The sequence below is a fragment of the Candidatus Merdisoma sp. JLR.KK006 genome, assembly GCF_036941035.1.
Lineage (GTDB): Bacteria > Bacillota > Clostridia > Lachnospirales > Lachnospiraceae > Laedolimicola.
In genome coordinates, this window is record NZ_JAYMNS010000004.1 from 137,990 (window position 1) to 153,981 (window position 15,992).

At 45.7% G+C, this 15,992-nt stretch carries 19 protein-coding genes; 18 read left to right on the forward strand and 1 reads right to left on the reverse strand.

Annotated elements, in window-relative coordinates; genetic code table 11:
* Positions 1–14 precede the first annotated feature (14 nt).
* The 13 genes from VSQ61_RS05065 to feoB all read left to right on the forward strand — a co-directional run bounded on the left by VSQ61_RS05065 (position 15) and on the right by feoB (position 9,835).
* A complete protein-coding gene (locus VSQ61_RS05065; protein ID WP_334343359.1) occupies positions 15–1,409 on the forward strand; it encodes a tetratricopeptide repeat protein in 1,395 nt (464 codons plus the stop codon).
* A gap of 134 nt (positions 1,410–1,543) precedes the next feature.
* Entirely contained in the window at positions 1,544–1,891 is a 348-nt protein-coding gene (locus VSQ61_RS05070) for an anti-sigma factor antagonist (RefSeq protein WP_334343360.1), read from the forward strand.
* On the forward strand, positions 1,888–2,319 hold the full coding sequence (gene spoIIAB, locus VSQ61_RS05075) for an anti-sigma F factor (RefSeq protein ID WP_334343361.1): 432 nt from the start codon (positions 1,888–1,890) through the stop codon (positions 2,317–2,319). Before VSQ61_RS05070 ends, spoIIAB begins: the two co-directional genes overlap by 4 nt.
* A 3-nt stretch (positions 2,320–2,322) precedes the next feature.
* Complete coding sequence (locus VSQ61_RS05080; RefSeq protein ID WP_334343362.1) at positions 2,323–3,036, forward strand: SigB/SigF/SigG family RNA polymerase sigma factor; 714 nt, start codon at positions 2,323–2,325, stop codon at positions 3,034–3,036.
* A 71-nt stretch (positions 3,037–3,107) separates the two neighbouring features.
* Positions 3,108–3,272 (forward strand): hypothetical protein, encoded by a 165-nt coding sequence (locus VSQ61_RS05085; RefSeq protein ID WP_334343363.1) that lies wholly within the window; start codon positions 3,108–3,110, stop codon positions 3,270–3,272.
* Positions 3,269–3,913, forward strand: coding sequence for a stage V sporulation protein AA (locus tag VSQ61_RS05090; protein WP_334343364.1), 645 nt, complete (start codon positions 3,269–3,271; stop codon positions 3,911–3,913). The genes VSQ61_RS05085 and VSQ61_RS05090 overlap by 4 nt, the downstream gene beginning before the upstream one ends.
* 14 nt (positions 3,914–3,927) lie before the next feature.
* Positions 3,928–4,344 carry a stage V sporulation protein AB gene (locus VSQ61_RS05095; RefSeq protein WP_334343365.1) on the forward strand — a complete coding sequence of 139 codons (417 nt, stop codon included), beginning with the start codon at positions 3,928–3,930 and terminating at the stop codon, positions 4,342–4,344.
* 30 nt (positions 4,345–4,374) lie between these two features.
* Positions 4,375–4,842: a SpoVA/SpoVAEb family sporulation membrane protein gene (locus tag VSQ61_RS05100; protein ID WP_334343366.1), complete on the forward strand. Its 468-nt coding sequence runs from the start codon at positions 4,375–4,377 to the stop codon at positions 4,840–4,842.
* Positions 4,843–4,869: 27 nt separating this feature from the next.
* Positions 4,870–5,883, forward strand: a complete 1,014-nt coding sequence (gene spoVAD / locus VSQ61_RS05105) for a stage V sporulation protein AD (RefSeq protein WP_334343367.1) — start codon at positions 4,870–4,872, stop codon at positions 5,881–5,883.
* A gap of 45 nt (positions 5,884–5,928) precedes the next feature.
* Positions 5,929–6,285, forward strand: a complete 357-nt coding sequence (locus tag VSQ61_RS05110; protein WP_334343444.1) for a SpoVA/SpoVAEb family sporulation membrane protein — start codon at positions 5,929–5,931, stop codon at positions 6,283–6,285.
* A 99-nt stretch (positions 6,286–6,384) separates the two neighbouring features.
* Positions 6,385–7,254 (forward strand): DegV family protein, encoded by an 870-nt coding sequence (locus VSQ61_RS05115; protein WP_334343368.1) that lies wholly within the window; start codon positions 6,385–6,387, stop codon positions 7,252–7,254.
* A gap of 312 nt (positions 7,255–7,566) precedes the next feature.
* Positions 7,567–7,800: a FeoA family protein gene (locus tag VSQ61_RS05120; protein WP_334343369.1), complete on the forward strand. Its 234-nt coding sequence runs from the start codon at positions 7,567–7,569 to the stop codon at positions 7,798–7,800.
* The gene (gene feoB / locus VSQ61_RS05125) at positions 7,790–9,835 is read left to right on the forward strand and encodes a ferrous iron transport protein B (RefSeq protein ID WP_334343370.1); all 2,046 of its coding nucleotides are present in this window, start codon (positions 7,790–7,792) and stop codon (positions 9,833–9,835) included. The genes VSQ61_RS05120 and feoB overlap by 11 nt, the downstream gene beginning before the upstream one ends.
* Before the next feature lie 160 nt (positions 9,836–9,995).
* Here the strand turns inward: feoB and VSQ61_RS05130 are convergent, their stop codons facing one another.
* Complete coding sequence (locus VSQ61_RS05130; protein ID WP_334343371.1) at positions 9,996–11,261, reverse strand: ROK family transcriptional regulator; 1,266 nt, start codon at positions 11,259–11,261, stop codon at positions 9,996–9,998.
* A gap of 303 nt (positions 11,262–11,564) precedes the next feature.
* On the opposite strand from VSQ61_RS05130, the gene VSQ61_RS05135 reads away from it, so the two are divergent.
* The 5 genes from VSQ61_RS05135 to VSQ61_RS05155 all read left to right on the forward strand — a co-directional run bounded on the left by VSQ61_RS05135 (position 11,565) and on the right by VSQ61_RS05155 (position 15,804).
* Entirely contained in the window at positions 11,565–12,506 is a 942-nt protein-coding gene (locus VSQ61_RS05135) for a carbohydrate kinase family protein (protein ID WP_334343372.1), read from the forward strand.
* A 4-nt stretch (positions 12,507–12,510) separates the two neighbouring features.
* Complete coding sequence (locus tag VSQ61_RS05140) at positions 12,511–13,215, forward strand: ribulose-phosphate 3-epimerase (protein ID WP_334343373.1); 705 nt, start codon at positions 12,511–12,513, stop codon at positions 13,213–13,215.
* A 250-nt stretch (positions 13,216–13,465) separates the two neighbouring features.
* The gene (gene hxlB, locus VSQ61_RS05145; RefSeq protein WP_334343374.1) at positions 13,466–14,038 is read left to right on the forward strand and encodes a 6-phospho-3-hexuloisomerase; all 573 of its coding nucleotides are present in this window, start codon (positions 13,466–13,468) and stop codon (positions 14,036–14,038) included.
* 21 nt (positions 14,039–14,059) lie between these two features.
* On the forward strand, positions 14,060–15,121 hold the full coding sequence (locus tag VSQ61_RS05150; protein ID WP_334343375.1) for an aldose 1-epimerase family protein: 1,062 nt from the start codon (positions 14,060–14,062) through the stop codon (positions 15,119–15,121).
* Positions 15,118–15,804 (forward strand): D-lyxose/D-mannose family sugar isomerase, encoded by a 687-nt coding sequence (locus VSQ61_RS05155; RefSeq protein ID WP_334343376.1) that lies wholly within the window; start codon positions 15,118–15,120, stop codon positions 15,802–15,804. Before VSQ61_RS05150 ends, VSQ61_RS05155 begins: the two co-directional genes overlap by 4 nt.
* The last annotated feature ends 188 nt before the right edge of the window (positions 15,805–15,992 follow it).

Sequence of the window (15,992 nt, forward strand, 5' to 3'; positions counted from 1 at the left end):
AGTGGGACTAGAGAATGCTTTGTATAAAATGTGGAGCTACATTGCAGGATCCGGAATACTGCAGCGCGTGCGGAACAGACATTAAGATATATGGAAGGCTCATAAGACTGTCCAATACCTATTATAATATGGGATTGGAGAAGGCGAAGGTGAGGAATCTTTCCGGAGCGATTCAGGATCTTAAGACTAGTTTAAAATTAAATAAAGAGCATATACCTGCGAGAAATCTTCTGGGTCTGATTTATTTTGAGACCGGGGAGGTTGTATCTGCTTTGACGGAATGGATTATCAGTAAAAATCTGGAATCCAATAAGAATATTGCAGACGAATATATCCGGGCAATTCAGAATAATCCGGCTCGTCTGGAGACAATTAACCAGACCATTAAGAAGTATAATCAGTCTCTGCTTTATTGCCAGCAGGGAAGTGATGATCTGGCGGTGATCCAGTTAAAAAAGGTTCTTTCCCTGAATCCGAAGCTGGTGAAAGCGCACCAATTGCTGGCCCTTCTTTATATTCAGGCGGAAGAGTATGATCGGGCAGGAAGGGAGCTGCGCCGTGCTCTTGCCATAGATAAGACAGACAATCTGTCTCTGCGGTACTTGGAAGAGCTGGAGCAGCGGACCGGAACATCTGTGAATAACGGCAACAAGCCGGAACGGGAGGGAAAAGATCGGGGGAAAGCGCCGGATGTGATTTCCTATACCAGTGGGAATGAGACGATTATTATGCCGTCCACCTATAAGGATAATGCAGGTGTGAATGTGGTGCTGAATCTGCTCATTGGTCTGGTAGTGGGCGTGGCCCTTATGTGGTTTCTGGTGGTTCCTGCCAAGATACGGTCAGTCCGCAGCGAGACAAATCAGCAGATTGTAGAGTATGGGGACCAGATTTCAGCAAAACAGGCAGAGATCAACAGTCTCCAGAAGCAATTGGAGGATTTGCAGTCAGAGCAGACGGTAGAAGAAGAAAAACCGGATACAAGCGTTAATTATGTGAAGCTTTTGGAGGCCTATGAAGCAGTGCAGGCAGAGGATTCGGAGACGGCGCTTGCGGCGCTGGATGAGGTAGATCCGGAACAACTGTCCCCTCAGGCGCAGACTATATATAATGAGATCTATGGCCCTCTTCATATTGAAGAGGTAAAGAGTCTGTTCGATGCAGGATCTGCTGCTTATAATGCAGGAAACCATGATGAAGTTATTACAAATATGGAACAGGTAATTGCCGTGGAAGAAGACTATGAAGACGGTTATGCCATGTATTATCTGGCCAGATCCTATGAGGCAAAAGGAGATACTGCAAAAGCCCTTCCGCTGTTCCAGAAGTTTGTTGAGAAGCATCCGGCTACAGCACGGGCTCGTTACTCCAACGAAGCGATTGCACGTATACAGCAGACACAGCAATAAGAGAGAACAAGAGAGAAACCCTGAAGAGAGGGACATACCAAAAGGTATGTCCCTTTTTGAGCGCAGATTTTTAATATAGCCGCACTGTGGATGGTCATAGAAGTGCGGCGTAATCAGAACAAGGAGGATATGAAATGAAGAGGAATGCAGAAGCACAGGGCGAACAGAAGATAATGGACAAGACCTTATGGATAGCGGTTCCAAAGGAATTAGATCATCACAGTGCAGAAGGAATTTGTCGGGAGGCGGACAGGCTGGTGCGGCAAAGGGATATCAGAGAGATAGTGTTTGATTTTTCAGATACGGTTTTTTGCGACAGTTCAGGGATTGGCATGCTCATGGGACGATATAAAATTATGAAAGCATTGGGCGGGAATGTTCGGGCCGTACAGGTCCAGGAACGAGTGGGAAAGATCTTGATGCTTTCCGGTGTTATGAAGATTATTCCAGTGGAAAAGAAGCGGGGAGGAAAAGCAGAATGAAAAAGAATGAGATGAAGATAGAATTTGACAGCATATCAGCCAACGAAGCATTTGCCAGAGTAACTGTAGCAGCTTTTATGGCCCAGATGAATCCCAGTATGGAAGAGGTTGCAGATGTGAAAACAGCTGTTTCAGAGGCCGTTACCAATGCTATTATCCATGGCTATGGAAGCGAAGTACATAAGATTACGATTTCCGGTGTGATAGAGGAGGAACTTTTATTGTTGGAAGTGTCGGATCAGGGGATTGGAATTCAGGATGTGAAGAAAGCAATGGAGCCTTTGTATACTTCCTGCCCGGAACAGGAGCGCTCTGGTATGGGCTTCCTTTTCATGGAAGCCTTTATGGATGAGATACAGGTAATTTCCAAACCAGGCGAGGGAACAACTGTAATCATGAAAAAGATAATTGGGCATCACGGAGCATAGCTTATGGATCACACGGAGGAATTGATTCGTCGGTCACGGGAAGGAGATAAAACTGCAAGAGAGATACTGATAGAAGAGAATATGGGCCTGATTCATCATGTGGTGAAGCGATTTTTGGGGCGAGGAGTGGAAGCAGAGGATTTGTTTCAGATTGGGGCAATAGGTCTGGTGAAAGCGGTAGATCGTTTTGACTTAAGCTTTGATGTGCGGTTTTCCACCTACGCAGTGCCTATGATAGCCGGAGAGATTAAACGATTCCTGCGAGATGACAGTATGATCAAGGTCAGCCGTTCTTTAAAAGAACTGGCGATTCGTGCTGCCAGACTTCGGGAGCAGCTTTTGATGGAACGGGGCGAGGAACCAGGGGTGGAAGAACTGGCAAAGCATCTTGAGGTGGAACCAGAAGAGCTTGTGCAGGCCATGGATGGAAGCGCAGAGGTAGAATCACTTCAAAAAATTGTTTATCAGGGGGATGGGGAAGGTTTAAGCTTGATGGATAAGGTAGAACAGGGAAAGGATGAGGAAGAGACATTGCTTCGTCAGCTTCTTTTGGAGCAGCTTTTAAACTCCTTAGAACCTAAGGAGCGGCGCCTGATCCTCCTGCGTTTTTTCCATGATCGTACACAGACCCAAGTGGCACAAGAGCTTGGTATGTCACAGGTTCAGGTATCAAGACTGGAAAAGAAAATTCTTCTGGCTTTGAAAAAACGAATGTGAGGTATAGATAAAAAGCTTCAAGGACATAATAGAACATCATAAGATTACGGAACCGGAATAGGAGGCGCTTTATGAATCGAACAAAGTACAGGGTATGGCTGATCTCCATTGTCCTTGGGGCAACAATCTTTGGGATATTTTACTATGTATATGCAGGAAATCAGGAAAAAACCATTACAGACGGAACTCTGGTTTATCAGCAGGAATGGTCTCCAAAGGAGGACGCTTTTGCATGAGTGAGATTCTGTATTTAAAGTTTGGGAAAAATACAAGAACCTATAACCAGACCATAACTCTGGGAGAAGCCGGAGAGATGCAGTGTGCCGACTCGGCCATTGTAAATCGGCTGAAGACAGAAAAGCTTTATACCTTCCAGAATGTGAAAAAGGGTAAGCATTCCTGTGCGGCCCGAAGGGTGTTTTCTATTCTGGAAGTGGTGGAGAAGATACAGGGGGTTTATCCCAATTTGGAAATTCAAAATATGGGAGAGCAGGACTTTATTGTGGAATATTCCACCAAACCCAAGGAGCAGCCGGCTCTCACATTTTTGAAGGTGGCAGTCGTGTGTCTTATCTGCTTTTTTGGATCGGCATTTTCTATTATGGCATTTAATAATGACGTATCAACAGTAGACATGTTTGGACAGTTTTATATGCTGATGACAGGGCAGGAATCGGACGGCTTCACCATTCTGGAACTTACTTACTCTCTGGGGCTTGCGGCAGGGATTATCGCTTTCTTTAATCATATTGGCGGAAGGCGTCTCACCAAAGAGCCAACACCAATCGAAGTGGAGATGCGGCTCTATGAGGATGATGTGAACACAACCTTGATTAATACAGCCAGCCGAAACGGAATGCATAAAAAGGAGCAGTAAGGGAGAGTTGCGGTATGTGGATAAAGCAGATTTTTATGGCAATGGTTGGTTTTAGTTGCGGGTTGGGTGTGGCTGGAGGCCTGTTTGCCCTGATTATTGCATTGGGACTGGTGGCAGAGTTTGCAGATCAGACCCATACGGCAAAGCATATTTTTTGGTATGAAGATGCGGTGGCGGCAGGGGGAATTCTGGGCAATGTCGTGAGTGTGTATCAGCTTATGGTTCCTGTAGGCACAGTAGGAGCTGGAATTTTCGGGGTTTTTAGTGGTATTTTTGTGGGAGCATGGGCTATGGCGCTTACGGAGATTGTGAATATTGTTCCTATTTTTACACGCCGTATTGACATGCGCAGGGGACTAGCCCTTGTCATAGCAGTTATGGCTGTGGGACGTACCGTGGGTTCCCTGATTTTCTATTATTTTCGCTGGTGAAAAGGACTAAGAGAAGAAAGGCGGAAGAAGATGAAGGAATTTATTGAAGAAGAGCAAAAGCAGCAGTACAACGAATATGTAAAGCAGGTGACGCCTACTCACAGTCTGCCTATGCAGATGGTGAAGGCATTTGTGACGGGCGGCATTATCTGCTGTCTGGGACAGGCTATTTTGAATTATGCCGGCAGTCTGGGGCTTGAGAAAGATATTGCCGGGGCGTGGTGTTCCATGCTGCTGGTGCTTTTAAGTGTGATCCTTACGGGACTTAATATTTTTCCGGGAATAGCTAAGTGGGGCGGAGCCGGAGCCCTGGTACCGATTACCGGATTTGCTAACAGTGTGGCAGCTCCGGCTATTGAATATCAGAAGGAAGGGCAAGTCTTTGGTATTGGTTGCAAGATCTTTACTATTGCCGGTCCGGTGATTCTTTATGGAGTATTTACCAGCTGGCTGCTGGGACTGATTTATTGGATTTTGATGATGACAGGCGTGGTGTAACACAGAACCGCAGGAAGGATAAAAAAGATGGATACAATCGTAGGAAAACAAAGCATTCAATTTCAGAAGGCTCCGTATATTGTCAGTGCGGCCTCTGTTGTGGGGAAAAAGGAAGGAGAAGGTCCTTTGGGATCCCAATTCGATGAGATAGAACAGGATCCCATGGCAGGACAGAATACCTGGGAGGAAGCAGAAAGTGCTTTGCAGAAAAGAGCAGCAGCTTTAGCTATGGAAAAAATGCCGGCAGGGCTTTCAGCGGCGCGTTATCTTTTTTCAGGGGATCTTTTGGGACAGCTTATTGCCACATCCTTTGGCGTGATGGATCTTAAGCTTCCCCTGTTTGGACTTTATGGAGCTTGCTCCACAATTGGAGAAGCTCTGATGCTGGCTGCTATGACAGTTCAGGGAGGATATTCAGAGACCGTTCTGGCTTTAACCTCCAGTCACTTTGGGAGTGCAGAGAAGCAGTTTCGCTTTCCCTTGGAATATGGAGGACAGCGGCCCCTTGCAGCTACCTGGACTGTTACGGGAAGCGGCGCCTTTGTACTTGCCTCCCAGGGAGGAAAGGCGCGTATATCAGGTGCAACCCCTGGAAAAGTAGTAGATTTTGGGTTAAAGGATTCTCTGAATATGGGGGCATGCATGGCCCCGGCAGCCTGTGATACTATCTGCCGGCATTTGGAAGATTTCGGCCGTCAGCCTTCGGATTATGACTATATTATAACCGGAGATTTAGGAAGCGTGGGGCAGACCATTTTGCTGGATCTGACAAAGGAACGGGGATATGATCTTACAGGACGACATCTGGACTGCGGAATGCTTATCTATGACAGCGAGAAACAGGACACACATGCAGGCGGAAGCGGCTGTGCCTGTTCTGCAGTGACATTGGCGGCGCATATACTGCCGAAGATTGAGAAAAATCAGTGGAAAAGAGTGCTTTTTGTTCCAACAGGAGCCCTGCTCTCTACTGTGAGCTATAATGAGGGACAGAGTGTCCCGGGGATTGCTCATGGAGTTGTGATTGAGCATGCCGGATAAAAGTACAGGAGCGCGGAACTTTAAATACTAGGAGGCTATAATATGATGGATTATATAAATGCATTTTGGGTGGGAGGCCTTATCTGTGCCCTGGTGCAGATTTTGATGGAAAAGACAAAGATGATGCCGGGAAGAATTATGGTGCTTCTGGTTTGCACTGGGGCGGCGCTGGGAGCTATAGGAGTTTATGCTCCTTTTCAGGAGTATGCAGGGGCAGGAGCGTCAGTACCGCTCTTGGGCTTTGGCAATACCCTCTGGAAAGGGGTTAAGGAAGCTGTGGAGACAGAAGGATTTCTGGGGATATTTAAAGGAGGTTTTCAGGCAAGTGCTGTAGGAATCTGTGCAGCGCTGGTATTTGCTTATCTTGCCAGCCTGATTTTCCAGCCGAAGATGAAGAAATAAAATAAGCTTGTGTTTTGAAACTCAAACTGTTATACTGGTACTGTTTGTATAGAATTGTATGATGGTAACATCAGGATAATAGTTGAGGAGGAACAGGTATTGAGCAGAGCAGCGATTGTAACGGACAGCAACAGCGGCATTACACAGGAGACTGCCAGTGAGATGGGAATCCGCGTGTTGCCCATGCCCTTTACTATTGACGGAAAAGAATATTTTGAAGGCATCAGTCTGACACAGGCGGAGTTTTATGAGAAGCTGACCCAGAATGCGGATATTGCAACTTCACAGCCTTCGCCGGAATCCGTTCTGGAGCTTTGGAATGAGCTTTTAAAAGAGTATGATGAGATTGTGCATATTCCCATGTCCAGCGGTTTGTCTGGCTCTTGTCAGACAGCCATAGCATTGGCGGATGATTTTGACGGAAGAGTTCAGGTGGTGAACAACCAGCGGATTTCCATTACACAGCGTCAGTCTGTGGCAGATGCCATTCGCTTGGCAGAAGAGGGGAAAAGCGCATCGGAGATTAAAGAGATTCTGGAAAAAGTGAAGCTGGAATCCAGCATTTATATTACCGTTGCCACTTTGAAGTATCTGAAAAAAGGCGGCCGTTTGACACCGGCAGTAGCAGCTATTGGAACTATGCTTCGCTTAAAGCCGGTGCTGCAGATTCAGGGTGAGCGGCTGGATACCTTTTCTAAAGCCAGAACCATGCAGCAGGCCAAGAAGACCATGATTGATGCTATTCGAAATGATATTGAGACTCGATTTGGAGGATTGGATGCGAAGGATGTGCATCTGGATATTGCCCATACCAACAATGAAGAAGAGGCAATGAAGTTTAAAGCCGAGGTAGAGGCAGCGCTTCCCGGTTATTCTGTGGAATTTGTGGATCCTCTTTCGCTAAGCGTGTCCTGCCATATTGGGGATGGCTCTCTTGCGATTGCGGCTACAAGAAATCTGCATATTTGACAGATGATAAATGCATAAAGTGTTAAAAAGAACGCATTACTGTTCACAGTAACGAATCCGGCCTATTTAAAGTTGCCTTACGGCAAGAGGCCGGATTTCGGCCCCAGTACTGTACTGGCCTGTGACCGTGCGGCGCAGTGCACGGTCCAGGAGTGAACAGTAAAAAGAACGTCAATATTTATTGATAATTATTATCAATAAATATTGACGTTCTTTTTCTATAGTGCTATGGTTTTATACGAGAGAAGAGGCAGAGAATAAAAAACGACAGTATCAAGGACAGCTGATAGAGCTGTAATAGAGGAGACAAAAATGACATTGCGAGAGGGAACCATAGGGCATAGCTATCAGGTAACAGAGATACAACTTGAGGATAAGGTAAAGCGCCGTCTTCAAATGTTAGGAATGACAAAGGGTACCGAAGTATGGGTATTGAATAATAAAAAGAGCGGATCAATTATTATGAAGGTACGCGGAACCAGATTTGCCATAGGAAAGCGAATTGCTGACGGCATTTTGGTAGAGGAGGGCGCTTATGAACAGTGAGATCCATGTTGCCTTTGCGGGCAATCCGAACTGTGGGAAGACTACATTATTTAATGATTATACAGGTGCAAAGCTTAAGGTGGCAAACTGGCCGGGAGTGACAGTAGAGAAGAAGGAGGGGACTTACCACTTTAAAGGAGAAGCTATGCGGCTTGTGGATCTGCCGGGTATCTACAGCCTGACCTCTTATACAATGGAAGAAAAAGTATCCAGAGGCTATATTCTGGGAAATGAAGTGGATGTGGTCATTGATGTAGCCGATGCCTCGTCGCTGGAGCGCAATCTGTATCTGACTCTTCAACTGATCGAGCTTGGTAAGCCAGTGATTCTGGCTTTGAATATGATGGATATTGTGGAAGAGAGAGGTATGGATATTGACCTGCACCGTTTGCCGGAAATGCTGGGAATCCCCTGTATTCCTGTAAGTGCCAGAACAAAGCAGGGCTTGGAGATTTTGATGCATGCAGTGATTCACCATAAGGATCGGGAGATTGATCATAATTTGGAGCATCACCATGAAGGGATAAGCCGTCACAAGCATGATCATCATAAGGATATTGTGATGGTGTACAGCGATGATCTGGAAGATAAGATTGATGCGGTGGCGGATCGCTTAAGGGAAAAGTATGGGGAGCTTTCCAATATGCGCATGTATGCTATCAAGCATCTGGAATGGGATGATGAGATTCGGAGAGAATATCCCATTGATATGACAGGAATTGCCGAAGAAAGCTGCGAAACGGAGATTATCAGTCAGAAGTATGATTTTATTGAAGAGATTATTGAAGAATGTCTGGTTGGTAAGAGCCGGAAAGCAGAATTTACGGATAAGATTGATGGGGTACTCACGAACCGTGTCTGGGGTGTTCCTATTTTTCTGGGGATTATGGCTCTTGTCTTTTTCTTTACTTTTACCATTGGTGACTGGCTGAAAGGATATATGGAGGAAGGGCTGGATCAGGTTACAGCAGTGATTCTGAACATGATGGATACATTTGGGGTAAGCCGACTGCTTCGGTCCCTGGTGGTGGACGGAATTATCGCAGGCGTAGGCGGCATTCTCACTTTTCTGCCGAATATTTTTATTCTTTTTTTGGCTCTTGCTTTTTTGGAAGACAGTGGCTATATGGCTAGAGTGGCCTATGTGATGGATGGAATTATGGGAAAGATTGGATTGTCCGGGCGGGCCTTTATTCCTATGCTGCTGGGCTTTGGATGTACGGTTCCGGCGGTTATGGCATCTCGGGCGCTGGAGGATCCAAGAGATCGGCTAAAAACGATTTTGGTGACACCGTTTATGTCCTGCAGTGCAAGACTTCCTATCTATGTGCTTTTTTCGGGGATGTTTTTCCCGAGTTGTGCCATGCTGGTGGCTTACTCTATGTATGTGCTGGGGATTGTGATAGCTATTTTGGCGGCGCTGGTGATGAATTTCTTTACCAGAAAGAAGGAGATTAATACACTTTTGATTGAGCTGCCTGAGTATAAGTCGCCGAATGTTCACAGTATTGCTATTTATACCTGGGAGAAAGTGGAAGACTATCTGCGAAAAGCAGGGACTACGATCTTTGCAGCGTCTATTGTGCTCTGGGTGATTTTGAACTTTGGGCCGAAAGGAATGGTGACAGACATGTCTGTGAGCTTTGGGGCTATGGCCGGACGTGTGGCTGCACCACTTATGAGACCTGTAGGACTAGGGTACTGGCAGGTAGTTGTGGCGCTGATTGCAGGATTGGCGGCTAAAGAGGTTGTGGTTTCCAGTATGAGCGTGCTCTTTGGAATTACCAATGTGACTTCGGCAGCAGGAACGGCCGGAATGAAGGCGGCACTTGGGAGCCTGGGCTTTACGGCAGTGAATGCTTATGCACTGATGACCTTCTGCTTGCTTTATACGCCATGTATGGCGGCAGTGGCGACCATTCGGAAGGAGACCAATTCGTGGAAATGGACAGTCTTTGGGGCGATGTTCCAGCTGGTGATGGCCTGGCTTGCAGCGGCAGTTGTTTATCACGTAGGGATGCTGCTGTATAACTGAAAATAATAATGGTTTATTTTTCTTTAATTCTTTAATTAATATGAAAAAACTGAAACCGCTGCAAAATTGTGGCGGTTTCAGCAAAAACGGCACTAGAATTATATACTGTAGTGCTATATGTAATTTCTTACTTACAATTTTCCAATACGATATTTACCTATCAACAGGATCCTTCCGCCGAAAGCGGTATAATCTGATTATTAACCGGCAGCGAAAAATACCGTGTGGGCATCTTCAGCATTCGATCCATAGCAAAAGTGGCTGCCCCTAACAAATCCAGCTTTTTTTCACCCAAAAGAAGACGAATCTCCGGAATGGTTGCATAATTGGACTGTCTTTTTGTAAGGCTGTCCTGAATGCCCTCCATCAGCGGATCGCCGGCTTTGCTGATAGAACCGCTGATCAGAATCAGATCCGGATTAAAAACGTGCAGCAGAGAGATGATTCCATGACCAAGGTGCATGCCGCATTCCTTAAGCAATTGGATAGCAAAAGAATCACCAATCTTGGCAGCCTTAAGAATAGACTGGCAGGAAGTATCCGGAGTATCATTCAGCCAGCTTCCCGGATGTTCAGGAAGCTGCTCTGCGGCCAGATTTTCTAAGGCTTTATCGCTGCAGTAAGCATTCAGGCAGCCGTTGCTGCCGCAGTAGGGACAAACAGGTCCGTGATAGTCGATAGAAATATGGCCGGACTCGCAGGAACAGTTACTGGTTCCGGTGAAAATTCTGCGTCCGTCAGTGAGTCCCACACCCACGCCGGCATCCGTAAGAAAATTCATAATAACAAAATCCGGATTCCTGTTGGTTCGAAACCACCAGTAAGCCAAAGCGCATGCATCCGCATCATGCTCCAGAAAGACGGGCAGATCGGTCAATGCGGCCAGTTTTTCCCTTAATGGATAATAACAGCGCTGTGCAGGATCCTTATTATAGGGCGGCAGCATGACAGTTCCGGTGTCCCGATAATAAGGACCGGGCACGGACATGCCCACGGCAGAGATCTCCGGATACTTGATGCAAAACTGCTGTATATTGTTGCTAATCACTTCCACGACCTCGTTAATATTTTGGATAGAAATATCGTGAAACGGAATAGAAACCAATTCACCATAGAAATTACCAAGAAAATCACAGGGTTGGATCACAAGCCGTTCCCAGGAGAGACGGATGGCCAAAACCTTGAATTTTTTGTAACAGAAAGACAGGCCCACGGAACGGCGCCCTTTTTTACCCTCTGCAAAACCGGTTTCATATACAATACCGGCATCTAACAGGGAATGAATGATCTTAGTAATGGATGCCAGAGTCAGTCCGGTAGCTGCTCCAAGCTCGGCCCTGGAACAGCCCGGATGATCAATCAGGTAGTACAGAACCTGAGAGCGATTGGAATCTAAAAGATCGGTTAGATTTTTTCCTTTTTTCATAGTAATTTCTCCATGTAACATATTAATTCAATTATAGGAAAGAAACGAAAACTTGTCAAATATATATCCATGGCACAAGGAGTGAAAATTGTGAGAATGCACAAAAACAGGCTAGAAAATTATGCAAAATAGCAAAAAAGATAAAAAGTTATTGACAAAAAATTACGGTAAGAATATACTAAAAACATTAATTAACACTGTTAATTGATGAAGGGAAAATAAGTACCGTTCAAACCCGGCCGATAGGGTTATAGGGTAACGAAAAATATGCCGGATACAACCGGAAAAAAGATGGAGGGGACTATGGATTTTATCTCGATTGGTGAAATGGTTATTGATTTCCTGCCGGGAAGCGAGCCTGGCAGCTACATCAGAAACGCAGGAGGCGCACCGGCCAATGTAGCGATTGCAGTCGCAAGAAACGGACTGGATTCCGGCATATACTGCAAGGTCGGCAATGATGACTTCGGCAGATTTTTAATACATACACTGGAAGAGAATCAGGTAACGCCGCTTTCACCTAAGCTGTGCGATGAGGCAATCACTACAATGGCATTTGTTTCTCTCACAGAAGAGAATGACAGAAGCTTTACCTTTGCCAGAAAACCGGGCGCAGATATGATGCTTTCTAAGGATGAGATCAAAGAAGAAGACATAAAGACCTGCAGGCTTGTTCAGGGAGGTTCCTGCTCTCTGTCAGCAGGAAAAGCTGCCGAGGCAACGGAATATTTACTGAAACGTGCCCATGAGCTTGGAAAGCTGGTAGGCTTTGACATCAACTACAGAAATCTTATGTGGCATGATGATAAGCAGGCTTGTGCGGATAAGGTGCTCTCCATTTTAAAATATGTAGACTTCCTGAAGCTTTCCGATGAGGAAGTGGACATGGTAGGCGGCCATGACAATATTATAAATATTATGAAAGAAAACAGGATTGCGGCAGTTGTTCTGACTCTTGGCGGTGACGGTGCGGAATTGTTCTATGAGGGGCAGTCTTGGGTAATTCCAACCTTCAAAGCAGACCGGGTTGCGGATACCACCGGTGCAGGGGACGCTTTCTGGGGCGGATTCCTTTCAAAGCTTTTAAATGAAGGTGTGGAAAATGTGGGAGATCTGACCCCGGAGCTTCTCAAAAGCGCAGTAACCTATGGCAATGTAAGTGGCTCTCTTTCCGTTCGGGAAAAAGGAGCAATTGCATCACTTCCTACAAAAGCGAAGATTGAAAAATTTTTACAGGAGATATAAAACCATGAATGAAAATGTCTGGAAGAAAAAATGTCACATATCGCCGTCCATGATTACCCTTGACATGTGCAATCTGGAACAGCAGTGCAGACTGGTAGAAGAAGCAGGATTGGAGATGATCCACGTAGACATTCTGGATGGCCATTTCAGCCCCAGTATGCCCCTTGGCCTTGATACGGTAAAGCAGCTTCGGAAGAAGACAAATCTTGAATTTGAAGCCCATGTTATGGTAACAGAGCCTCAGTTTTTTGTGGATGAGCTGATTGAGGCCGGCGCATCGCAGATTGTATTCCATATTGAAACATGTGATCATGTGGACGGAATGCTGAACTACATACACAGCAAGGGAATCCGTGCGGGCGTTGCACTGAAGCCGGCAACTCTTCTTACGAATCTGGATTACATTCTTGATAAGTGCGATGCGGTGCTTTTGATGCTGATCAATCCGGGCTTTGCCCAAGTAAAAGGGGAGGCCCAGGCTGATTACGCTCCAAGAAAGATCCGCAAGCTTCATGAGATGATCAAAGGGAGGGGCCTGGATACAAAGGTGATTCTGGACGGACGTATTTCTCCTGAAAATATCCGTACTTATGGAGCGGCAGGAGAGGCAAATATTTTTGTCGCAGGAAGTACGTGCATCAGCAGGGAGGATCCGGCCGGAAGCTTAAAGCGGCTGAAAGAGCTTGAAGATCAGATCAACAATCAATAATTTTTGAGACAGATTAGTGCTGCCCAGCAGCAATTTAAACAGCAGGACACAGATGGTGCATAGAAGAATTTACGGACACATGTACTTGTGGCCGGAAATTCTTCTTAGTGAAGATGTACCATCTGTGTTCTGCGGAACTAAAAAGTCCAGCTAAGAAATGTCAAGCGTTTTAAGAAATATTTTATGCTGGACGGGAAGTAACTTTACCCTTTAGTACCGTTGCGTAGCAACTTAAGATAAGGAGGAAAAAATGGGATATTATGGCGAGCATTATAATGCGACAGTAAAAAGCGTTCTGTCAGAACTGGACTTGGCCCTGGGAAGTGTTGAGCCGGAAACCGTACAGAAGTTTGTGGAAGCGGTATTGGAAGCAGACCAGGTATTTTTTATAGGAGTGGGAAGAGTTCTGCTATCCCTTCAGGCTATCTGCAAGAGATTGGCGCATCTTGGGATTAAGACCCATTATGTAGGAGAGATTACGGAACCGGCCATTACCGAAAAGGATCTGTTGATTGTGGGCTCCGGAAGCGGCGGCTCCTTATTCCCTCTTGGAATTGCAAAAAAAGCCCATGGCATAGGTGCAAAAATCATTCATATCGGCTCCAACCCCAACAGTGAGATGAAAGAGCTGTGCGAGTTCATGGTGCGGATCCCCGTGAGAACCAAGAACTACCTGGAGGACGAGATAGACTCCACCCAGCCCATGACAACCCTGTTTGAACAGAGCCTGCTTCTTTTTGGGGATGTAGTTGCAAAGATGATCATTGACGAGCGGCAGATAGACATGAAAGCCCTCTGGAAATATCATGCCAATCTTGAGTAATTTGGGAAAAGGAATAAAACTATGGACAATAAAATGATGAAATACTGCGGAAGCATCCAGCAGATGATTTATGTGCGCCCGGTAACCTATAGGGAAGGCCGTGCGGAGCAGATGAATGCAGTGGAAGCAAAATGCGGAGATATTTTCTTTCATTCAGCCCTGGATAAGGCCCTGGATATATCCGATTTTTCTTATAAAGGAATGAATATGACATTTCTGGCAAAGCCGGGCCTAGAAGGAAGAAACCACTATGATACCAATGGCGAAGAAGCACTTCGCAGCATTATGGGAGGTCTCTTCTTTACCTGCGGTTTGGAAAATATCTGCGCACCCTGTACCATTGACGGAAAGGACTATCCCATGCACGGCAGAATGCGGACCACGCCGGCAGAGCATGTGGGGACAGATATAGTACGGGAGGGTGATACCTACAAGCTTATCATTACCGGTGAGATGCGTGAGGCGGAGCTGTTTGGCGAGAATATGGTTCTGCGCAGAAGGATTGAGAGTGTTTTGGGCGAGAACAGCATTACGGTGACAGATGAGGTGGAAAATCAGGCATTTCGTCCGGAGCCGCTGATGCTTCTGTATCACTGCAACTTGGGATATCCATTCCTTGATGAGAACTGCCGGCTGTACGTGCCGTCCAAAGGCGTAACCGGACGGGAAGAGTTTTCACAGCAGTATGTGGAGGAGTGGGACAGGATGAAAGCACCCATTGATAATGAGTGCGAATATGTATATATCCATGACATGCAGTCGGATGAGAATCTGGATACGATGATTCTCGTTGCAAATCACGCATTAAACATTGGACTTACCATTGAGTTCAATCAGAAAAACCTGCCATACTTTATGGAATGGAAATCCCTGGCATCCGGTGACTATGTATTGGGGCTGGAGCCGTCAAATTCCAGCGTGTACGGAAAAACTTATCATGTGGAAAATGATACCGTCCACTATCTAAAGCCTTTTGAAAAGGAGACAAATGTATTAAAGTTCTCCGTTATTGAAGGCAAAGAAATGATTGAGGAAGCTATTAATAAAATTAATAAAATAAAAAATAAAGGAGCAAAAAAATGAAAAGATCTGAAATCAATGCAGTAATCAAAAAATTTGAAGCGTTGCTGGATGAGCACAAGTTCCTTCTTCCGCCGTATCTGAACTTTACGCCGGAAGAGTGGAAAACCAAAGGGCATGAATATGATGAAATTCGTGATAATGCTCTGGGATGGGATGTAACGGACTATGGCGAGGGACATTTTGAGACTCTGGGCCTGGCGCTGATCACCATCCGAAACGGTAATTTTCACAACCCCAAATATAAGAAGCCTTATGCGGAAAAAATTATGATGTGTGACTCCGGCCAGGTTTCCCCAATGCATTTCCATTGGAATAAGATGGAGGATATCATCAACCGGGGCGGCAACGATATTATATTCCAGTTCTACAATGCGGATCCGGAGACAGAGGAGTATCTTGATACGGATGTACTGATCTGCCAGGACGGAAGACAGTATAGCCTGCCGGCGGGAAGCAAGGTAGTTCTTCATCCGGGCGAGAGCATGACGCTGTATCCTTATTTGTATCATGAATTTGTCATTCCGGAGGGCGGACCGGCTCTCATTGGCGAAGTGTCTATGACCAACGATGATAATACGGATAATCGCTTCAAGAATCCCATCGGAAGGTTTCCGACCATTGAGGAGGATGAACCGGCCTACAGGCTGCTCTGCAACGAATATCCCCCGGCGCCGGAAGCATAAAGGATATGAGATTTGTCCGGAGACATAAATGGACGTGTGCAGGCTTCTGGCAAAGATTTTGGAAAACGCATGTTGAAATTACCAAAAAAAGACCAAAAATATTAAAATACAGGTGAAAATAACGGAAATCCCAATACAAAATCTACAAAAAACAGGAAAAATGTATTGACAGAATTAATAAACAGTGT